12 protein-coding genes and 1 pseudogene are annotated in these 21360 nt (G+C 69.9%); 7 read left to right on the forward strand and 6 right to left on the reverse strand.

Features of this window, described 5'->3' with window-relative positions; all coding sequences use genetic code 11:
- Positions 1 to 6 precede the first annotated feature (6 nt).
- From ACW69E_RS03170 to ACW69E_RS03180, 3 genes are read right to left on the reverse strand one after another with little or no spacing between them, the layout of a single operon-like run.
- Positions 7 to 1461 (reverse strand): hypothetical protein, encoded by a 1455-nt coding sequence (locus ACW69E_RS03170; RefSeq protein ID WP_457496618.1) that lies wholly within the window; start codon positions 1459 to 1461, stop codon positions 7 to 9.
- Complete coding sequence (locus ACW69E_RS03175; protein ID WP_457496619.1) at positions 1458 to 2846, reverse strand: KGGVGR-motif variant AAA ATPase; 1389 nt, start codon at positions 2844 to 2846, stop codon at positions 1458 to 1460. The genes ACW69E_RS03170 and ACW69E_RS03175 overlap by 4 nt, the downstream gene beginning before the upstream one ends.
- Positions 2843 to 3352 (reverse strand): hypothetical protein, encoded by a 510-nt coding sequence (locus tag ACW69E_RS03180; protein ID WP_457496620.1) that lies wholly within the window; start codon positions 3350 to 3352, stop codon positions 2843 to 2845. Before ACW69E_RS03180 ends, ACW69E_RS03175 begins: the two co-directional genes overlap by 4 nt.
- A gap of 163 nt (positions 3353 to 3515) precedes the next feature.
- Between ACW69E_RS03180 and pglX the strand changes: the two genes are divergently transcribed.
- The 7 genes from pglX (at position 3516) to ACW69E_RS03215 (ending at position 19943) form a co-directional block, all read left to right on the forward strand.
- Positions 3516 to 7253 carry a BREX-2 system adenine-specific DNA-methyltransferase PglX gene (gene pglX, locus ACW69E_RS03185; protein WP_457496621.1) on the forward strand — a complete coding sequence of 1246 codons (3738 nt, stop codon included), beginning with the start codon at positions 3516 to 3518 and terminating at the stop codon, positions 7251 to 7253.
- A 360-nt stretch (positions 7254 to 7613) separates the two neighbouring features.
- Complete coding sequence (locus tag ACW69E_RS03190; RefSeq protein ID WP_457496622.1) at positions 7614 to 11588, forward strand: PglY protein; 3975 nt, start codon at positions 7614 to 7616, stop codon at positions 11586 to 11588.
- Positions 11588 to 14416 carry a BREX-2 system phosphatase PglZ gene (gene pglZ / locus ACW69E_RS03195; protein WP_457496623.1) on the forward strand — a complete coding sequence of 943 codons (2829 nt, stop codon included), beginning with the start codon at positions 11588 to 11590 and terminating at the stop codon, positions 14414 to 14416. The genes ACW69E_RS03190 and pglZ overlap by 1 nt, the downstream gene beginning before the upstream one ends.
- Complete coding sequence (gene brxD / locus ACW69E_RS03200; protein WP_457496624.1) at positions 14413 to 15744, forward strand: BREX system ATP-binding protein BrxD; 1332 nt, start codon at positions 14413 to 14415, stop codon at positions 15742 to 15744. Before pglZ ends, brxD begins: the two co-directional genes overlap by 4 nt.
- Positions 15741 to 17864, forward strand: a complete 2124-nt coding sequence (locus tag ACW69E_RS03205) for a DEAD/DEAH box helicase (RefSeq protein WP_457496625.1) — start codon at positions 15741 to 15743, stop codon at positions 17862 to 17864. The genes brxD and ACW69E_RS03205 overlap by 4 nt, the downstream gene beginning before the upstream one ends.
- Positions 17865 to 17991: 127 nt before the next feature.
- Positions 17992 to 19128 (forward strand): hypothetical protein, encoded by a 1137-nt coding sequence (locus ACW69E_RS03210; RefSeq protein WP_457496626.1) that lies wholly within the window; start codon positions 17992 to 17994, stop codon positions 19126 to 19128.
- A 245-nt stretch (positions 19129 to 19373) separates the two neighbouring features.
- Entirely contained in the window at positions 19374 to 19943 is a 570-nt protein-coding gene (locus tag ACW69E_RS03215) for an HD domain-containing protein (protein ID WP_457496627.1), read from the forward strand.
- Here ACW69E_RS03215 and ACW69E_RS03220 read toward each other — a convergent pair.
- From ACW69E_RS03220 to ACW69E_RS03230, 3 genes and pseudogenes are all read right to left on the reverse strand, one after another.
- Positions 19925 to 20392 carry an NUDIX hydrolase gene (locus ACW69E_RS03220; protein WP_457496628.1) on the reverse strand — a complete coding sequence of 156 codons (468 nt, stop codon included), beginning with the start codon at positions 20390 to 20392 and terminating at the stop codon, positions 19925 to 19927. The genes ACW69E_RS03215 and ACW69E_RS03220 overlap by 19 nt on opposite strands.
- Positions 20379 to 20615 (reverse strand): annotated as a pseudogene (locus ACW69E_RS03225) (XRE family transcriptional regulator); the annotation flags it as partial. The pseudogene ACW69E_RS03225 and the gene ACW69E_RS03220, both read right to left, overlap by 14 nt.
- A 31-nt stretch (positions 20616 to 20646) precedes the next feature.
- Positions 20647 to 21357, reverse strand: coding sequence for a creatininase family protein (locus tag ACW69E_RS03230; protein WP_457496629.1), 711 nt, complete (start codon positions 21355 to 21357; stop codon positions 20647 to 20649).
- Between the last annotated feature and the right edge of the window lie 3 nt (positions 21358 to 21360).

The raw sequence follows: 21360 nt of genomic DNA on the forward strand, positions 1-21360 counted from the left end.
GCCGGTTCAGGACTTGCGGGGCACCCCGCCCTTGCGGCCGATGTTGAACGCCAGCCGGTACACGTCGGGGAGGTCCAGGGCGCCGCTGGTGCGTTTGGTCAGGACGCCGAGTTCCACCAGTTCCTCTATCAGCGCGAAGGGATCGTCGGTGGCACGGGGGCCGCTGTTCTCGTCGTCGTTCTCCCGCATACGGCGCAGGATCTCCGCCAGTCCGCCCTGCGCCCAGTACTGGCGGACGACAGACGGCTCCATGGGTACCTGTCCGCCCTCCAGCTGCTCTATGGCGGTGGCGGCCCAGCCGATGTCCTCCTTCAGCTCGTCCACCCGGACCCGCGACGCCTCGTGCAGGCTCTCGCGGAGCGCCTCGTAGTGCAGCGGGTACGACTGTGTGGCATATCGCTCCGCCGTCAGGTCCGCGGCCGTGCGCAGGGCGAGCAGCCACGTCCTCGGGCTCACCCGTCCCTTGCCGTCCTGGAGGTGGTTCGGCACCCAGGTGAAGGTGTGGCCCTTGCGCCGGTCGGTTCCCATGTAGGGCCCGGCCAAGGTGATGAAAGCCTGCTCCTGGCACTTCTCGTCGGCGATCAGGTCGACCGGTGCGATGAACCGCCCCTCACCTTGCACCTCCCACGTGCCGTACTGCGCCCGGAACTTCTCGGCCTCGCTGCTCGGATGATTGCCCAGCCGGTGGAAGAGCAGCCCGTAGAGGTTCTCTCGGCTCCACGTCAGATCAGCCGCGTTGGCCCCCAGTTTCGAGGCGTCCGGGAACGTCTTGGGCGCGCTGTCGTACATGTCCGGGCGTACGAAGATCTTGGCGCGCAGCGCCCCTGTGGTCAGTCGCAGTTCCAGCGCCACCTGGAACAGCGCCGACACCAGCCGGTCGGCGGTCCTGCGGTCGGCGTGGAGGTGGTCCAGGGCGTCGAAGAGCAGCACGCGCGTCTCGCCGCTGTCCCGGGCCTCCCGGTCGGCCTTGCCGAGCGCGTCGTCGTACGCGTCCTCGTTGGCCGCGGCCCAGCGGATACGGTCGGGCCAGTCGGGAATGCTCGCGATCTGCGGCACCTCGAGCGCCATCATAACGACCGCGCGCCAGAAGTTGTCATAGCTCTCGGGATCGATCACGTCCCGCAACAGCCTGGCGATTTTCCGCTTGCCCGGGTAAGGGGTCTCACTGTTGCCGCCTGTCCTGAACGCGGTGGTGACCCGGACCCGCCGCAGCCGCGGCATCATGTACGACCGCGCGGCCACCTCCCTCAGCTCCGGATCGATCAGCGCCTTCGCCCAGTACGTCTTGCCGGTGCCGCGGGCGCCCCGGACCACGGTCACGTCGGGGTCGAGCGCGAGGCGGTGGCTGGACGGGGTGAACAGGCGTTGCCGGTCCGGGCCGTCCGTGTCCGCGTCAAGTGCGGCACCGAGGGCCCTGGAGATCAGGGTGCGGTACTCGTCGGTGGTCGGCGGGGCGGTCATGAGGACTCCGGGGCGGGGTGCGGTAGCGGCAGCAGACGCTCCACCGTAGTCGTGAACGTCCGGTACGCGGCCTCGACGAACGGCAGCTCGGGCCAGTCCCGGCTGCGCAGGGGGTCCAGCCCCACCAGGTCGTTGCCGAAGAGGATCGGGATGGGTGCGTGCGGCGCGTCGTCGTCCTCCACGGGAGGGTGGTACAGCTCGTCGTCCTCGTCGTCCGTGTCGAGCTGGTCGTAGAGGGTGTCGGCGAACAACTGCTGGGCGCGGTCCCGCAGGGCGGGCAGCCGCTTCGCGTCCCCGGCGGAGTGGAACATGGCCGCCACGATCCGCAGCCGCTCCCTCAGCTCCCGCGCCAGGGCGGGCCGCTGCTGCCACTGCGTGAACAGCATCTCGTAACCCTCCCAGGTGGAGGGGTTGTCCACGGCGAACAGCAGCGCCAGCCCGCTGAGATGGGTCAGCGTGACCGCCGCGATGTCGTGCATGCCGGCCCTGCTGTCCAGCAGGACGACGTCCGGGCGCCGCGACAGCTGGGTCACCTGGTCCTCGCAGGCGGCGATGGCCTCCTCCAGCCGCGCGGCGAACGGCCGGTCGCCGTCACCGGGGTTGAGCCCGGCGAGGTCGCTGTAGATGCGGTTCAGTTTGGCGAGGTAGTCGTACGGTTCGCCGCCCCGCTCCAGAGGCCGACCGCCCGCGGGGGCGAGCCACACCTCGCCGTTGCCGTCGACGGGCAGTGCGGAGCTGCGTGCCACCAGTTCCAGCCCGTCGGCGTTGCCGACGCCGCCTTCTATCAGGTGGTCGACGATGCCGTGGCGGGGGAGGCCGGCGGGGTCCTCCAGCAGGTTGGAGACGCCCGGGGACTCCAGGTCGAGGTCCACCACGAGCACGCAGCGGCCCGTTCCGGCCAGGTGCCGGGCGAGGACGGCGGTGGCGGTGGTGCGCCCCACCCCGCCCTTGAAGCCGTACAGCGCCACCCTTCGGTCCCGGCGCCCGAGGGCCCCGTCGGCAGGGGTGCGGACGCTCCGGGCCCAGTCGGTGCCGATGACGGTCCGCTCCAGCACGTGGACGCTGCCAGTGGAGCCTTGCCGTGGGCTGACCGGTGCGCGGTCCTCGGCGTCGAAGTACAGCTCCGGTGCGAAGAGCCTTTCGCCGAAGAGGAGGGGTTCGAGGCCCGTGAAGGGGCGCGTGGCGGCCACGAACGCGTCCCGGAGGGCGACGACGTCCGGGTCGTCGTGAGCGAGGGCGCGCCCCCGGTCATCGATGAGCAGACAGGCCCGGCCGAGCACGTCCCGGGTGACGACGACGTCCATGCCGAACTGCGCCGCCGCCCGCCGGGCGTGGTCGAGGGCGGCTTGCCAGGCGGTGTCGAAACGCGCGCGGGAACGGCTCATGCGTGGGTCCTCGTGCCCAGGATGCCGGCCTGTTCATGGGCGGCGATGAGGTCGTACGCGGCCCTGAGGTGCTGGACGACGTCCGCGTCGGTGATCGCGGTGCCGTCGCAGTAGCGGTCCGCGACGTCCCAGTCGGCGAACGGGTTCTTCCAGATGAGCTGCGTGAACAGCGCGCCCGATCCGCCTCCCCGGCGGCGGTGGGCGACGGCGGTGAGGTGTTCCCACAGCTCGGGGAGGTGCCCGTGCTGCTTCTTCCACCTCATCGTGTTGCCGACACGGTACAGAGCCTCCACCTCCGGATTCTCCGGCATGTTCCGCGCGTTGAGCCGGGACCCCAGGAAGTCGATGAGGATCGCCTTGACAGCGCACTCCGCCGCCAGGCCGGCGAGATGATCGGCGGATATCCGCAGGTTCTTCTCGGCGGCCAGCCTGGCCGCGCGATAGTGGTTCCTGCTGGCCACTGCGAACGCGGGTGGCTGTGTCGCGGAGGGTGTCGAGGCCGTCACGACGATCACTCTAACGAGCCGATCAAGAGGCTCGCGGCGGCTTTTTCCAGATCGCGACGACCCTGGGCCGCCGTACGGGGGCGCGGGTGCGGCAGGATGGGAGATCCGGTCCGCGGCTGACGCGGTGGGGCGCTGACGCGGTGCAGGGAGAAGGAAGCGAAGAGTGACGGTGACGACTACGGGCACGGACAAGGCGACCCTGCTCAAGGATCTGAAGAAGCTGGTCGTCGCACTGGAGGACGACCTGCGGGCCCGCAGCGAGTCCGAGGAGGAGTTCCGCACCCGCCTGGACCGCGAGTGGCGCGAGGCGAAGGAGGCGCGGCGCACCGCCCTCTCCTACCCGGCCTGGCGTGACGAGCGCGTCACCCAGGCCGCCGTGGCGTGGGTGCTGGGCTGTGTCTTCGTCCGCTTCTGCGAGGACAACGGCCTGATCGACGAGCCGTACCTCGCCGGCCCCGGCGAACGCCTCGCCGAGGCGGAGGCCCGGCATGAGGGCCACTTCCGCACCTATCCGCACCACAACAACCGCGACTGGATCATCGAGGCGTTCCGCCACCTGGCGAGCGCCAACGAGACGGCTGCTGGTCTCTTCGACGAGCGGCACAACCCGCTGTGGGGGCTGACCCCCGGCTACGAGACGGCGACGGAACTGCTGATGTTCTGGCGCCGCTGGGACGCGGATGGCGAGATCCGCTATGACTTCACCGACCCCGAGTGGGACACCCGCTTCCTCGGCGACCTCTACCAGGACCTCAGCGAGCACGCCCGGAAGACGTACGCGCTGCTGCAAACCCCGCAATTCGTCGAGGAGTTCATCCTCGACCTGACCCTGGAACCGGCGGTCGCCGACGACGGGCAGGGCTTCGGCCTCAACCCCGTGTGGACCGGCCCCGACGGCAGGGAGCGCCGCGGCCTGCGCACCATCGACCCAGCATGTGGCTCCGGCCACTTCCTGCTCGGCATCTTCCACCGCCTGCTGGACAAGTGGCGCCAGGCGGAACCCGGCACGGACGACTGGACGCTGGTGCGTCGGACGTTGGAGTCCGTCCACGGCTGCGACAAGAACCCCTTCGCCGCGAGCATCGCCCGTTTCCGGCTCCTGGTCGCCGCTATGCGCGCGGCGGGTACGCGGAGGCTGGCGGACGCGCCGCCGTTCCCCATCAACGTGGCCGTGGGTGACTCGCTTCTGCACGGCCGGGACGCGGCGGGCATCCAGACCGACCTGGACACACTGTTCGCGGAGTCGGTGGTGGGTCAAGAGGAGGGGGAGACGTATGCGTACGCCACGGAGGATGTGTGGGAGTACGCGAAGAGGATGGACCTGCTGGGGCGGGGGTCGTATCACGTGGTGGTGGGGAACCCGCCGTACATCACGGTGAAAGACAAGCAGGAGAACGAGAATTACCGGGCGGCGTACGACGCGTGTGCGGGGACCTATGCGCTATCGGTGCCGTTCGCGCAGCGGATGTTCGAGCTTGCGGTGAAGGGGCCCGGCGGACGGCTGGGTGGTGGTGGGTTCGTGGGTCAGATCACCGCGAACTCTTTCATGAAGCGGGAGTTCGGCAAGAAGCTGATCGAGGTTGTCTTCCGCAACCGGGTCGAGCTGTCCCACGTGATCGACACCTCGGGCGCCTTCATTCCGGGGCACGGCACACCCACGGTGATTCTGGCGGGGCGCAACCGGGTTCCGAGTCCGGATCGCACACTGCGGGCGGTGCTGGGCGTGCGAGGTGAGCCTGCACAGCCCGAGGACGCATCGCAGGGCGCCGTGTGGCGGGCAATTGTCGAGCAGGTGGGCAAGCCGGGGAGCGAGTCGGAGTGGGTTTCGGTGGAGGATGCGGCGGCGGCTGCCTTCTCCACGCATCCATGGTCGGTGAGTGGCGGTGGGGCAGCGGAGCTGTTCGTGCATTTCGACCGGATTCGTCGCAGGTTGTCGGATGTACTGCTGGAAAGTGGCCGAACCACGCATACGGGGTTGGACGACGCGTTCTACCTGCCATACACGGCTACGCATACCCGAGGGCTGGCGGACGGGTGCGTGCCTGTCGTGCTGGGTGATGGGCTACGGGACTATGTCCTGACAGCGCCGACGAGGACCTTCTTCCCATACTCGTCGGACGGGGAGCCGCGAGACCTGGATCAGCGCGAGCACGAGTTTCTCTGGCCCAATCGAACCGTGCTGCGGCAGCGCATCGACTTCGGTGAGACGCCGGAGCAAAGAGGGCTGCGTTGGTACGACCACAGCATGTTTTTCCCACGCCGTTTTCGGAGCCTGCTGTCCATTGCGTTCGCGTTTGTGGCGACGCACAACCACTTTGTGCTGGACCGGGGTGGGAAGGTGTTCAACCGTTCCGCTCCCGTGATCAAGCTGCCCCAGGGTGCCGGGGAGGACGAGCACCTGGAGCTGTTGGCGGTGCTCAATTCTTCGGCGGCTTGTTTTTGGCTGAAGCAGGTCAGTCAGTCCAAGGGAAATGGTGGTATCGGCGGCGGAATTTCGGACGAGTTGTGGGAGCACCGGTTCGAGTTCACCGGCACCAAACTGCAAGAATTCCCCCTCCCAGCCAAGCTCCCGCGCCATCTTGGCTGCCTCCTCGACACCCAAGCGCAGAAACTCGCCGAGTTTGAGCCTTCGGCCGTGGCCGCGACTGTCGTACCCACGCGGCGAGCGCTGGATGACGCGGAAGCCGCGCACGCCAAGGCACGCTGTCGCATGATCGCCCTGCAAGAGGAGTTGGACTGGCAGGTCTACGGTCTCTACGGGCTGCTCACCGACCGTGAGGTCGCCCGGACCGTGACCCTGTCACCGGACCCCGAGGCCATCCCCGAGGTCAAGCTCGGCGAGCGCGCCTTCGAAATCGTCCTCGCGCGGAAGGTCGAGGCCGGGGAGGCGGAGACCGCCTGGTTCACGCGCCACGGTTCGACCCCTACCACCGAGATCCCCGCCCACTGGCCCGACTGGTATCGCGAGATCGTCCAGGCCCGTATCGACCTGATCACCAGCCGCAAGGACATCGCCCTCATCGAGCGCCCGGAGTGCAAGCGGCGCTGGGCTACCGAGCCGTGGGAGAAGAAGGAACGCGCCGCGCTGCGGAACTGGCTGCTGGACCGCTGCGAGGACGAGGACCTGTGGTTCGAGTTGCGTGAGGGGATGCGCCGCCCTCGGACGCTGACCATCAACAACCTTGCCGACCGGCTCGGTTCCGACCCCGACTTCACCTCGGTGGCCGCGCTCTACGCCGCCGACCACCTGAAGAAACCGGACCTTCCCCTGGCGCAGGCCCTCAACGAGATCATCGCCGACGAGCACGTGCCCTACCTCGCCGCGATGCGCTACAAGGACTCCGGCCTGCGTACCCGCCGCGAGTGGGAGAAGGTCTGGGAGAAGCAGCGCGAGGAGGACCGTACGGGCACGCGGCTCGACATCGACCCGCCGACCAAGTACAAGTCCTCCGACTTCCTCAGTCCGTCCTACTGGACCCATCGCGGCAAGCTCGACGTCCCCAAGGAACGGTTCATCTCTTATCCGGAGGCGGGCCCGGACAGCGACTCCACCCTGTTGCTCGGCTGGGCCGGCTGGGACCACAAGGACCAGGCACTGGCCCTCACGGATCTGATCGACAGGCGTGTCAAGGGTGACGCCTGGGGTGTCGACCGGCTCGTCCCCCTCCTCGCTGGACTGCATGAGGTCATGCCGTGGGTGCACCAGTGGCACAGCGAGGACGACGACGAGTGGGAAGGCTCACCGGCCGAGGACCTGGAGTCGGAGTACCGGAAACTGCTGCGTACGCACGGCGTGAGCGAGGCGCAGATGAAGGACTGGCGTCCGGTACGGAAGACACGCGGACGGAAGGCCGTACCGCGTCGAGAGACGACCGAGCAGCCGGAGCTGGACGACGCGTAGCGCAGGCAAGGGGGGAGAGCCGCTGTGCTCTCCTCCGCGCTGCCGGCCAGCGACTCAGCGGGCGGTGCCGGAGGCATACGTGGTGAATGCCGACCAAGCGGGGCGTGACCGGTCGTACGGGGCCGGGCAAGACGGTCTGGGCGGAGCTGGACCTCACGACAGGGACCCCGCCGGACACGCCACGTGAGCGCACCCCGGCCACCCGCCCCCAGACGATCACCCACCGTGATGCCCCACCCCGAAGGTGTCACAATCTCCTCTCCCACCGTCGGACTCACCTGGCAAGATGGGCGTCGCGCCAACGCCTGAGGGGGGCGCTGTCCGGGCCGGCCGCCAGCACAGTGAGGGAATGATCGCCTGATGTCGACCACCGAGCTTTTCCTCCGCGATGTCATCGACATCAAGGAGGACGTCCATGCGGGCGATTTCAAGGTCGACCTCTCCCAGGGCTTCCACGAGGCCGACGAGCGGGTGGCGGAGTACGTCGTCACCGAGCAGTTGCAGAAGGCGTTCCGCAAGGCGCTGGGCCTCGTCGCGAAGGCGGTCCGAACGGGCGACTCGCACGCCGCGTACCTGCACGGCTCGTTCGGTGCCGGTAAGAGCCACTTCCTCACCGTGCTGCACGCCGTGCTCAACGGCCACGAGGGGGCTTTGAACAAGAGGGGACTGACAAAGGTCGTCGTCGAGCACCGGGACTGGCTGGGCGGCAGCCGGTTCCTGATGATCCCGTACCACCTGGTCGGGTCGACCGATCTCGACTCGGCGCTGCTCGGCGGCTACGTCCACACCGTGCGGGACCTGCACCCGGAGGCGGCGACCCCCGCCGTCTACCGGTCGGACGCGCTGCTCGCCGACGCGGACCGGCAGCGTACGTTCCTCGGCGACGACGACAAGTTCCGGCAGTGGCTCGGTGCCGGGGCGGCGGCCACCGCCCCGGGCGGGGCCGGGGTGTCCGGTGCGGATGACGAGGACGACCTGCCGGGCATCGACGGGGAAGCCGAACTGCCCGGCACGGGCGGCTGGAGCACCGCCGAGCTGGACCGAGCCTTCGCCGCGCCGCCCGGCAGTGAGGAGCGGGAACGGCTGGTGTCGGCGCTGCTGACCGGGCCCATGGCCGCGTACACCCAGGCAGCCCGCGGCGACGCGCAGTCCTTCATCCCGCTGGAGAACGGCCTGAAGGTCATCTCCCGCCATGCCCAGTCGCTGGGCTACGACGGCGTCGTCCTCTTCCTTGACGAGCTGATCCTGTGGCTCCAGGCGCACATGGGGGACCAGGACTTCGTCCGCGACCAGGTGCAGCGGCTGGTCAAGCTGATCGAGTCCGCTGACAGCGGCCGGCCCGTGCCGATCGTGTCCTTCATCTCCCGTCAGCGCGACCTGTCCCAGCTCATCGGCTCAGACGTGGCCGGCGCCGACGTGCAGAACCTGGAGCAGCAGGTCGACTACCTCGCCGGCCGGCTGGACGTCGTCGAGCTGGAGGACAGCAACCTCGTAGAGATCATCAAGCACCGGGTGCTCGCCCCTCGTCCGGGCATGGAGCAGGCCCGCGACGACGCGTTCAAGGTCGTCGAGTCGTCGCGGGACGAGGTGCGGCAGGTCCTGCTCGACGCGCAGGGACGCACCGAGGCGAGCTGGGACGACTTCCGCACCTTGTACCCGCTGTCCCCGGCGCTGCTCAACGTGCTGGTCGACCTGTCCGGCGCGCTCCAGCGCGAGCGGACCGGTCTCAAGCTCGTACAGGAGCTGCTGCGGCGCCACCGCGACGACCTGCGGCTCGGCCAGCTCGTCCCGATCGGCGACCTGTGGGACGTCATCGCCACGCGGACCGGTGAGGCGTTCACCGCGAAGCTCCGCAAGGAGTCGGAGATCGCGCACCGCTTCCACGCCCGCGTCCGCGAGCACCTGCTGACCAAGTACGGCTCCGAGGACGACAAGCGGTTCCGGACCGACGACCGGCTCGTCAAGACGCTGCTGCTGGCCTCTCTCGCCCCCAACGTGCCCGCCCTGACCCGGCTCACCGGCGGCCGGCTCGCCGCGCTGAACCACGGCACCATCAGGACCCGGGTGGGCGACGCGGGCGCTGTCGCCGTCAAGCGCCTGCAGGAGCTCCAGGCCGAGGGCTTCGACGGCGAGCTGCGCAGCGAGGGCGACCCCGCCGACCCCGTCTTCCACCTGCACCTGTCCGACCTGGACGTCGAGCCGCTACTGGAGGAGGTGCAGGGCGTCGCCGACCAGGATGGCTACCGCCGCCAGTGGATCAAGGATCAGCTGTGGGCGGCGCTGGACATCCCCGACACCCAGGCGTTCGTCTGCGAGCGGACCGTCGTCTGGCGCGGCACCAAGCGCACCGTCGAGTTCGTTTTCGGTAACGTCCGTGACCCGCACCTGCCCGACGCCGAGTTCGCTCCGCAGACCGAGGGCAACATCCGGTTCGTCTTCGACTACCCCTTCGACGGCCACACCCACTCGCCGATGGACGACGTGCAGCGGGTAGAGCGGATGAAGCGTGCCGGGAAGACGGCGCCGACGATTGTCTGGCTGCCGCACTTCCTGTCCGAGCAGAAGGCCCGCAACCTCGGACGCCTCCTGAAGATCAGCTACTTGCTGGAGCGCGACCGGCTCGACGACCACACGGCGACCCGCCCCGCCGAGGAACGCATCCAGATCCGCAACCAGCTCAAGGCGTCCCGCGACAGCCTGACCACCCAGCTCACCGACGCCCTGCTGCAGCTGTACGGCATCAACAAGGCCGATCCCGGCACCACGGGCGCCGAGGTCCCCGAGGGCCGCCACCTGATCTCGCTCCAGCCCGGCTTCACCCGCACCCGACCCGAACCGGCCGTCGGCTTCGAGGAGAACCTCTTCCTACTCGCCGACGGGCTCCTCAGCGCGCGCCACCCCAAGCACCCCGACTTCGACCCGCGGCTCACCCGTAAGGCCGTCACCACCAGCGAGCTGAAGACCACCCTCGAATGGATCACGAGGGCGATGGAGGACGGCTCCCGGCGCGTCGTGGTCGACAGCCGGCACCTGTCCGTCGTCCGCCGGATCGTGCACGCCCTCCAACTCGGCGAGGTGCACGACGGGCCGCTCAACGTCACCACCGACTGGCGCCTGCGCATCAACAAGAAGGCCGCCGAGACCCCCGACACCGGCCCGGACCTGTCCGTCGAGGACATCCGCGACTGGATCGAGGAGCTCGGCTACACCGGCCTCGACCGCCACGTCAGCAATCTGATCATCGCCACGTACGCCCTGCTCGACGACCGCACCTGGGTCTACCAGACCTCGCCGCTGCCCAAGGCACCGGAGCTGGAGCGGATCGGCCCCGGCTACGGGCTGAGGGCCGTGGAACTGCCCACCGAGGACGAGTTCCACACCGCGATCGGCCGCGCCGGGACGATCTTCGGCAGGACCGTCTCGCGGGTCCTGTTCGCCCGCAACGTCGCCCGGCTCGCCGAAGGCGTGCGCGCCGTCGCGGAGGAACACCGCGTGGCCCTCGGCGAGGTGCGCACCCTGCTGACGGAGCACGCCCACCACCTCGGGCTGACCGGCGCCGACGCGCCCCGCCTGAAGTCCACCAAGGCCGCCGCCGACCTCGTCGCCCGGCTGCTGCGCACCACCGAACCGGCCGTGTGCGTGCGGGAGCTGGCCGCCGCCGCGTACGACGTGACCGACGAAGAGATCGCGGGCGCCCTGCGGCAAGCCCCGGAGGTCGCCGCCGCGCTGCGCGCCACCCAGTGGTCCCTGCTGGAGGACGTGCGCCGCACCCTCGCCGTACGCCAGGACAGCCTCGGCGAGCGGGCGGCCCTGTTCCTGGACGAGGTGCAGCGCAGCGCCCGCGAACACGAGCAGACCGTCTCGCTGGTGCCCGTGCTGGACCGGCTCCCGGACACCGTCATGGCCCTGATGCGCGAGGCCACCCGCCTCGCCCAGCCGGCGCAGCCGGTCACTCCGCCCGTGGCGCCGGTCACGCCGGAACCGACCGCCGAGGACGTCAGCCTCACCACCCACGGCAAGCCCCCCGTCCCCTCGACCCCTGTGTCGGAGCAGCCCGCCACGCCGGACGACTCCTCCCGCGGCGGGGGCGGCGCGGAGGCCGTCGTCCCGGCGCAGGCCGGTCGCCGGCCCGCCGTTCACCTCATCGAACCCACCCAGCTGGAGGCGTCGCTGGCCACCACGGTCGCCGAGATCGACGCGGAGATCCGCGCCTACCTCGCCGCCCACCCCGGCACCCGCATCCAGGTCACCTGGCAGCCGGTCACCGACACCGGGGCCGGTCCCGACGGCTCCGCCGGTACCGCGGCGGAACCGGGCGAAGGGACCGCCGGCTGATGGCCCCGGCCCTGCCCCGGGTGGGCCGTCGCACCGTCGAGGCCCTGCTCGCCGCGAACACCAAGGACCTGGGCGAGCGCAGCCTCGTGCTCGTCCACGGCCAGTACGCGCCCGGCGCCCCGCCCCGGTTCACCGTCACCCTGGACGGCGAGGCGCGGCGGGTCCAGGTACGGGACGAAGCTTCCGTCCTCGGCGTCGTCGCCGCCCTGCACGAGCACCGGAGCGCGGCCACACCCTCCGACGTGCTCGTGGTGACCACGGGCGTCGACGACGAGCAGCTCGGCTGGGACGTCCGCGGCAGGGCCGTACGGCGCAAGACCCTCACCGTCGAGAACGCCGAGGTCGTCCTCCAGCGCTTCGGCGCCACCGCCCTCGACCCGCGGATGTACCGCGAGCGGTGGCTCCTGGAAGCCCTCGTCGAAGCGGAGCCCGCGGAAGACGGCTGGCCGCGCGTCAGTGGAGTGCTGACCCGGGACGCGGCCCTGCGCGCCCTGACCGCCGAACGGCTCGGCCTGCGCGCGGTGCACGGCTCCTCGGGCCAGGACGGGCAGGTCACTCTCGACGCCGACACCCTGCTCGCCTGGTCGCGCACGCCCGCCGGTCCCCGGCGTTTCGCCGAACTGGGCGCCACTGAACGCGCCGAACTGAAGAAGTGGCTCACGGAGGTCGCCGGACCGGCCGTCCCCGTCCTGCTGTCCCTCGCCGAGGCCGGACTCGGCCACGACGCCCTGCCGCTCGGACTGCTCGGCGCCGCACTGCGGGATCCCGCCGCCCAGCCCGACACGGTGCTCGCCCTCGGCGGACTGTTCGGGCAGGTCATGCCCCGGCGGTCGGAACTCGCCGTGTTCACGGATGCCGTGGAGGGAACCCTCACCCGCTGGATCGCCGACGCCCGGACCAGCCATGAAGCCCGCCTGCGCGTCGTCGCCGTACTGGACCGGGCCGACGAGCTGGCCGACAAGGCGGGCCTCACCCCGGGACTCACCGCGAGCCGCTTTCTCCCCTCCAGTTTCACCGCGCAACTGCGCCGGACCGTCGCGGAAGCCCGCCGTTCCCCGGCCGCCGGCGAAGCCGCGCTGGCCGACCTGCTCGGCCACACCCTGGCCGGCCTCCGCCCGGACCACGTCCAGGTCGCCGAAACGGCCGTACGGGTGGCGCGCTGGCTCAGCGGCCCCGAACCCGCCGTCACCGGCGTGGCCGCCGCCGTGCGGGCGCACGTCTCCGACTGGGGCTGGGTGGACCGGGCGCTCACCGTGCTGTGGGCGGGCGACCCCGACGGCGACCTGGAGACCGGACGGGACCTCCGTGCCCTGTACGAGCAGGCACGTGAGCGCAGGCAGCGCCTCGATCAGGAGTTCGCCCGGAGGCTCGCCGCCTGGGCCGCGCACGCCACCGCCCAGCACCCCGACGGCTGCCTTGTCGTCGAGAACGTGCTGGACACCGTCGTATGCCCGCTGACCGCCCAGGCCGCTCCGCTCGTCCTCGTCCTCGACGGCATGAGCAGCGCGGTCGCTGCCCAGCTCGGCGAGGAGGCGGAACGCGACGGCTGGCGAGAGATCGTGCCGCGCCCCGAGGCAGGCGAGATCCCGGCGCGGCTCGCTGCCGTCTCGATGCTGCCCTCCCTCACCCGCGTCAGCCGTGTCTCCCTGCTGGCGGGTGAAGCGGCGGGCGGTGGCCAGTCGGCCGAGACGAGCGGGTTCACCGCCTTCTGGAAACGGCGGCGCAAGGCGGCGGCCCTCTTCCACAAGGCCGCCATCGGCGGCGAGGCGGGCCACGCGCTCTCCCATGACCTCATGACCACGCTCGCCTCCGACGCCGTGGTGGGCGTGGTCCTCAACACCATTGACGAGGCACTGGACAACGGCCGGCACGGCCGCGGCACCACCTGGTCCCTGGCCGACGTCACGTACCTGCGTGAACTGCTCGCCGCCGCCCGCAGCTACGGCCGCCCGGTCGTCCTCGTCGCCGACCACGGGCACGTCCTGGAGCGCGGCAGCCGCACCGACGGCCCGACGGCCGCCGCCGACGGCGCGGAGTCCGCCCGCTGGCGCACCGGCGATGCCGTGGGGGAGGGGGAGATCGCCGTCCACGGCCCGAGGGTGCGCGAGGGCGGGGGAGCGGTGATCCTGCCGTGGCGCGAGGACATCCGCTACACCGGGCGGCGCGCCGGATACCACGGCGGGGCCTCCCTGGCCGAGGTGACCGTCCCGGTGCTCGTCCTGCTCCCGGCGTGGGAGGAGACCCCGAAGGACTGGGTGCCGCTGCCGCGAGAACTGTCCACGCCGGGCTGGTGGCGGACGCACGTCACCCGTGACGAGCCGGCCCCCGCCGCCGTACCCGCCGAACAGCCGGCGGTGCCCTCGCCCGCGCGGTCCACGGCGCCCTCCGAGAGCGCGCCGACCTCCGAGGCGCGGCTGTCCGCCCGGACGGAAGCCGCACCGCCGGTGGCGCAGTCGCTGGGGACCACGGTGGTGAGCAGCGAGGTGTACGCGGCCCAGAAGGAGTACGTCCGCAAAGCCCCCGAGGCGAAGGTGGTGGCCGCGGTCATCGACGCACTCGTCACAGCGGGCGGGACGATGTCCCCGGCCGCTCTCGCCGCGGCGATCTCCGCGACCGGGCGGGTCCGCCGCAACATCGAGGGTTTCGTCGCCACGGTGCAGCGGCTGCTGAACGTCGAGGGGTATCCCGTCCTCGGATTCATCGACGGCGGGCACGCGGTCAAGCTTGACGTGCCGCTCCTGCGCGAGCAGTTCCTGCCGAAGCCGAAGGGCGACGAAGCGGACGAGCAGACGGACGAGGCAGCGAGTCGGGGGGAGGAGCAGGCGTGACCAACCCCGCCTCCGTGAGCGCGGTCCGGCGCCGCGAGGTCATCGACGCCCTGCGGCGCGGCACGGTCCCGCAGTCCGGTCTCGACCTGTTCGCGGTCGGACTGGACCGGTTCGAAGCCGCGCTGGACGATGACCTGGCCACCGTCACCCGCGGCGGTGCCGCCTTCCACGCCGTCCGCGGTGACTACGGCTCCGGCAAGACATTCTTCGCCCGCTGGCTGGCCGAGCGGGCCAAACGTGCGGGACTCGCCACCGCGGAAGTGCAGATCTCCGAGACCGAGACACCGCTGCACCGGCTGGAGACCGTCTACCGCCGGCTCACCGAGCGTCTGACCACCGCCACCCACCAGCCCAGCGCACTGCGGGCGGTCGTCGACTCGTGGTTCTACACCCTGGAGGAGGAGGTCCTCGACGGCTCGGAGATCGACGAGGACGACGAGGAAGCGCTCACCGCGGCCGTGGACACGCTGATGGAACGCCGGCTCGCCGACGTTGCCCGCACCACGCCCGCGTTCGCCTCCGCCCTGCGCGGCTACCGCCGTGCCGTTACCGCCGGGGACGGCGCGACGGCGGAAGCCCTGATCGCCTGGCTCGGTGGCCAGAAGTCCGTGGCCGCCTCCGCCCGTCGGGCCGCGGGAGTGCGCGGAGATCTGGACCACTTCGCCGCGCTCGGCTTCCTCCAGGGACTGCTGACCGTGCTGCGCGACTGCGGCCACCCGGGGCTGCTCCTCGTACTCGACGAGACGGAGACCTTGCAACGGGTTCGCGGCGACGTCCGGGAGAAGGGCCTCAACGCACTGCGCCAGCTCCTCGACGAGATCGACGCCGGGCGCTTCCCCGGTCTCTTCCTCGTCATCACCGGAACCCCCGCGTTCTACGACGGCCAGCAGGGCGTCCAGCGGCTGCCGCCCCTGGCCCAGCGGCTCGCCACCGACTTCACCACAGACGCCCGCTTCGACTCGCCCCGCGCCGTCCAGCTTCGCCTGCCCGGCTTCGACCTCCCGAGCCTGGGAGAACTCGGCCGCAAGGTGCGGGACCTCTACCGGGGAGCGGCCCGCCATCCGGAGCGTGTCACTGCGCGGGTCGACGACGCCTACGTGGGCGAACTCGCTACCGCCGTCACCGGAGGTCTGGGCGGCAACGTCGGCATCGCCCCCCGCGTCTTCCTGCGCAAGCTCGTCGCCGACGTTCTCGACCGCGTCGATGAGTTCGAAGACTTCGACCCGCGCAAGCACTACCAGCTCACCCTCTGCGCAGGTGAGTTGACGGACACCGAACGCAACGCCACCGCCGACCAGGCGGACGACATCGAGCTGGAACTGCCGTGACCGCCGCCGACGGCCTGGAACCGGCGTTGGTCCACCACATCGTCAACACCCTGGGCTGGAAAGACCTGCGCCCGCTTCAGAAGTTCGCTGTCGCCCCGTTGACGGCAGGAGACGACGCACTGTTGCTGGCCCCGACGGCCGGTGGCAAGACCGAAGCTGCCTGCTTCCCCCTCCTGTCCCGGATGCACGCCCAGGACTGGTCCGGCACGTCGGTGCTGTACGTATGTCCCCTCAAGGCACTGCTGAACAACCTGCTTCCGCGCGTGGAGACCTACACCGCCTGGCTCGGCCGGACCGCGGCCTTGTGGCACGGCGACACACCGGCCGGCGCCCGGCGCCGCATCCTCGCGGCCCGGCCCGACGTGCTGCTGACCACCCCCGAGTCGCTGGAAGCCATGCTGGTCAGCGTCAACGTCGACCACGCGTCCTTCTTCTCCGGGCTGCGGGCCGTGGTCGTCGACGAGGTCCACGCCTTTGCCGGCGACGACCGCGGATGGCACCTGCTCGCCGTACTGGAGCGCCTGCAGAAAGTGGTGGGCCGCTCCCTTCAGCGCGTCGGTCTCTCCGCGACCGTCGGCAACCCCGATGCCCTGCTCACCTGGCTCCAGGGGTCGGGAGCAGGGCGGCGCCCAGGCCACGTGGTCGCGCCCCACCTGGCCGAGGCACAGCCGACGCCGGCTTCCGTACCACCAGGTGACATCCAGCTCGACTACGTCGGTTCGCTCGACAATGCGGCCACGGTCATCAGTGCCCTCCACCGTGGCGAGAAGCGGCTCGTTTTCTGCGAGTCACGGCGCCTGGTCGAGGAACTGGGCGCCAAGCTGCGGGCCAAGGGCGTGACTACGTTCCTTTCGCACGCCTCCCTCTCCCTCGACGAACGCAGACGTGCGGAAACCGCGTTCGCGGAGGCGCGCGACTGCGTCATCATCGCCACGAGCACCCTGGAACTGGGGATCGACGTCGGTGACCTGGACCGGGTCATCCAGATCGACGCCCCCACCTCGGTCGCCTCCTTCCTGCAACGCCTCGGCCGTACCGGGCGCCGCCCCAGAACGACCCGCAACTGCCTCTTCCTCACCCTTGAACAGGGCGGACTTCTGGCCGCTGCGGGGTTGCTGCTCCAGTGGTCGCGAGGCTGGGTGGAACCGGTGACGGCGCCGCCCGAGCCCCGGCACATCGTCGCCCAGCAGCTGCTCGCCCTCTGCCTTCAGGAACACCGCGTCGGAGACCGGCTCTGGCAGGAGTGGTGGAACGGCCTGGGACCGTTCGGAGGGTCGGCCGAGCCGATCGTCCGCCATCTGGTCGAGGAGGGATACCTGGACCAGGACGGCGGCATGCTGTTCATCGGCCCCGAAGCCGAACGACGTTTCGGCCACCGCCACTTCATGAACCTCACCGCCGTCTTCACCGCGCCCCCGCAGTTCACCGTCCTGCAGGGCCGCACTGAGATCGGCCGCACCGACCCCGCCCTGCTCACCGAGCGGGTTGCCGGCCCCCGCAGACTCCTCCTCGCCGGCCGCAGCTGGCAGGTCACCTACATCGACTGGCGCCGCAAACGCTGCTTCGTCGAGCCGGTCGACGGCGGCGGAAAGGCCAAGTGGAGCGGCACGGGCTTCGGTCAGGGCACCTCCTTCGAGGTCACCCGCGCCGTGCGCGAGGTGCTGCTCGGCACGGATCCGCCCGTCACCTTGACCCAACGCGCCACCACAACACTCAAGGAGGCACGTGAGGTCTTCCTGGAGAAGGTTCACCCGGGCGGCACGTTGATCGTGCGCGACGAATCGGGGCAACTTCGCTGGTGGACCTGGGCAGGCCACCGGGCGAATGCGACGCTGGCCGCCACGTTGGAGGGGATCGCGGTGCCAGCCCAGCGCATCAACGATCACTGGGTCCGTCTGCGCGAAGACCTCACGCCGCCAGTGTGGAAGGAAGCCCTGAGCGAGGCGCCGGACCGGCTCTGCCTTCCGGCTGTCGATGAACGGGCGGTGCGGGGGTTGAAATTCGGGGATGCACTGCCGCCGCGGCTGGCAGAGGCGACGCTGTCGGCCCGGCTGGCCGACTTGGAGCCCGCCGCAATTGTTCTCGTTGAACCCGTGCGTTTCGTCTACATAGGTGAATAGGGCACTAGCTGTTCAGGTAGGCAACCGGTCCAGCGCGAGCTGGGTCAGTGTTGTTACTGGCTTCCGGTATCAGTCGATGCGGAACGATCACTGAGCACGGTCGCGGATTACAGGTTGGGGGTAGCGAGTGGCTGATCAGCCAGTATTCGTCCTGGGAAATGCTCTGCAGGCACTGGAGCCGGCCGCGTTCGAGACCGAGGCGGAGTTCCAGGAGCTTCTCGCACGTCATCCGCGGGTGCTGGATTTCGGCTCCCTGGCAGACGGGCGGCCGTTGCGGCTGGTACTGGTGGCGCGGGAGATGGGTGTTTCGACAAGCGCGGAAAGCTGTCCTGCGTACTGGTTGGATCACCTCTTTGTCGACGCCGACGGAGTGCCGACGCTGGTGGAGGTTAAGCGGACGAGCGATACGCGCATCCGGCGCGAGGTGGTAGGCCAGATGCTCGATTACGCGGCGAACGGCGCTCGTTACTGGCCTGGAGCGCTGCTTCAGCGCTCGTTTGAAGAGACATGCATCTCGGATGGCCGATCGCTGGGAGAGGCGTACGGGGAACTTCTCGGCGACCGCTCCCCGGAAGAGTTCTGGTCGATGGTCGAGGAGCGACTGGCCACCGGGCAGATGCGGCTGCTGTTCGTGGCGGACCGGATTCCACCGGAGCTGAGGGCGATCGTCGAGTTCTTGAACAGGCAGATGCGGCAGACCGACGTGTACGCGGTCGAGCTGACCCAGTACCGAGGCGACAGTGACCTCCGCGTCCTCGTCCCACGCATCCATGGAGAGGTCGCCACAGCAGCGAAGCCCTCTTCTAGGCACCGCACTTCGCAGCGGACCACGCGTGCCGACATGGACGCAGTGATCCGGGCTCGGCTCGCCCCGGAAACGAGGCGGATCGCGACCGCTCTGCTCGATCACGCAGCAGCCAGAGGACGGCTGGAGGGCGGAACGGCTAAGTATCCGAGCATGTCTGTCTACTATCCGGTCACTGGCCGACAGGTGCCGATCTGGACGCTGTCTCTGTACGACAACCCAGTGAAGGGCGAACTAGCCTTCAGCTTTGGATCAATCACCCATCACCTCGGCCTCGACCGTGCAGTAGCGTTTGCGGATTCTTTGCCCGCCGTTCCCGATTTGGAGAAGAAGTTGGAGATGCAGCGGGAGAAGGGATACAAGGGCTGGCCGTCGGTCTCGCTGTCCGCCCTGGCCGCCGAGCCCGGCGCACTCGAGGGAGTCCTGGCAGCAATTCAAGGACTCATGGATGGCAGGTAGCCTCTGTTTGGGTGGCTCGGTGACAGGCATCGGCAGCAAGGAGCCGGCGAATCGCTTCAGGATCGGTGGAGGTTTGGTTCCGCGATAGGGGCGCGTCATGACATGTCTGTCCAGGTATACTATTGAGCCTCGCTGTTACGCGGTGCGCATGACCGCAGGGCCGCTGCCGGGGTATACGACCGGGTGGGCCGCAATGAAGACAGCCCGTCGGACTGGTCGCAGTGCTACTCGGGCATGAATGCGCCATGGATGCTTCGACGGCGGACTGGGCCATGAGGGTAGGAGAGGCGGAACTCGCTGCCGTGCTTCCGCGGCGGTGGGTGCACTCCCAGGGGGTTGGGGCTCGTGCGGCTGGGCTGGCGCGGATCCTGGGGAAGGAGGCCGAGCTCCTGGTGGCCGCTGCCACGCTGCATGACGTGGGGTACGCGCCGCGGCTGGCCGTGACGGGGTTCCATCCGCTGGACGGGGCTCGGTTCCTGCGTGATGAGCATGGTGCGGACGAGCGGTTGGTGCGGTTGGTGGCGAACCACTCGTTCGCTCTGCTGGAGGCCGAGGAGCGCGGGATGCGGGATGTGCTGGAGGCGGAGTTCCCGTTGCTGGAGGACCAGTTGCTGGTGGACGCGCTGGTCTACTGCGACATGACGACGACGCCCGACGGGGAGCGGACCACCGCCGAGGAGCGGGTGGCCGAGATCCGGGGCCGCTACGGGGACGACAGCGTGGTGGGGCGGTTCATCCGCCGGGCGGCGTCGGGAATCTTCGCCGCGGTGGGCCGGGTGGAGGAGGCGCTGGCGGCTCAGTCCAGGCGGGGGTAGGTGCCGGCGAGGTAGTCGCCGATCTGCTGGCGCATGCTGGGGTGGATGTCGTACCGGTCGAGGTCGGCCGGGGGAACGAAGCGGACGCCGTCGGCCTCGTCGTTGACCGTGGGCTCACCCCCGACGGGGCGACCGATGTAGGTGGTCTCGTACTGCTGGCGGATCTCGCCGTCGGTGTAGGCGACGATGTGGTGAGGGTTGGTGTAGACGCCGAGGAAGCCGGTGATCTCGGCGATGATGCCGGTCTCCTCCAGGCACTCGCGCACCGCGCACTGGGCGGCCGTCTCGCCGATGTCCTGGGCGCCGCCGGGCAGGGCCCACTGGCCGGTGTCGCGGCGGCGCTGGAGCAGGATGGCGCCGTCCTCGTCGACGACGAGCAGGTTGCTGGCGGGGATGAGGGTGTTCGCCTTGGGGGCGTCGGGGTCGTGGTAGTACTCAGTCCTGCCCATGGGCGGCCATCCCCTCCTGGTCGGGTGTCCAGGGCCGGGCACCGGCCCAGACGGCGTCGAAGCTCTGAGCGTAGTTGTCGAACCACCCGGCGGTGTCGACTCTTCTGAGGTGGAGCAGGGGGTTGGCGCTGGCCGGCTGACCCCAGATGTGCGGATCGGCGGGCAGGTGGTCGTCGTAGTGGAACGTCGACGTGTAGAACGTGGTGGCGTGTAGCCGTACCTCGTGCCTGTGTGGTGGTGGGCTCACCGCCCGGTCAGTGTTCGCCCAGGGCGGCGAGGTGGTCGGCGAAGCTCTTCGTCAGGCTGTCGAGGAGGGCTTCGCCCTTCTCGGCCGTGGCGTGGGAGGGGTAGCCGATGACGCCCGATGCGGTGTACTCGGTCATGCCCAAGGTGAGCAGGAAGCGGCGTTCGCCGCCGTCGTGGTCGGCCTTCTCGTAGCCGGGGCGCACCAGTTCGGGGGCGGCGTGCAGCAGGATGGAGGTCTCGTACTCCCCCGCGTGCATGTCGCCGTGCTTGTCCGAGACGAGACCTGCGTCGCTGCGGGCGCGGTCCACGTCGCCGCTCAGGGGGAAGAGGCTCATGCGCGGCCCGTCGACGTTCGCCTCCTGGACGATGTTCGACAGGATGTAGTTGCCTCCGTGGCCGTTGACGATGACCAGCTTCTGGATGCCGGATCGGTCCAAGGAGGCTCTGATGTCGTCGATCACTGCATAGAGGGTCCTGGCGCTGATGCTGACCGTACCCGGCCAGGAGCCGTGCTCGTGGCTGCACCCCATCGTGATGGGCGGCAGCAGATGGACCGGGTAAGCATCCGCGATGCACCGCCCGTAGATGGCCGCGATGGCGGTGTCGGTGATCAGGGGGAGGTGGGGCCCGTGCTGCTCGAAGGAGCCGACCGGGAGCACGGCGACCCGGGGCCGCTGCTCCTGGACGTCGGTGCTCGTGGCTGTCGGCAGCAGGTTCACGGG

The sequence above is a fragment of the Streptomyces sp. SS8 genome, assembly GCF_054072955.1.

Coding starts and splice junctions, on each gene's coding strand:
- ACW69E_RS03175 (WP_457496619.1), bottom strand. CDS start 2,846: ATGAGCCGTTCCCGCGCGCGTTTCGACACCGCCTGGCAAGCCGCCCTC.
- ACW69E_RS03220 (WP_457496628.1), bottom strand. CDS start 20,392: ATGGGCAGGACTGAGTACTACCACGACCCCGACGCCCCCAAGGCGAAC.
- ACW69E_RS03190 (WP_457496622.1), top strand. CDS start 7,614: ATGTCGACCACCGAGCTTTTCCTCCGCGATGTCATCGACATCAAGGAG.
- pglZ (WP_457496623.1), top strand. CDS start 11,588: ATGGCCCCGGCCCTGCCCCGGGTGGGCCGTCGCACCGTCGAGGCCCTG.
- ACW69E_RS03170 (WP_457496618.1), bottom strand. CDS start 1,461: ATGACCGCCCCGCCGACCACCGACGAGTACCGCACCCTGATCTCCAGG.
- ACW69E_RS03215 (WP_457496627.1), top strand. CDS start 19,374: ATGGATGCTTCGACGGCGGACTGGGCCATGAGGGTAGGAGAGGCGGAA.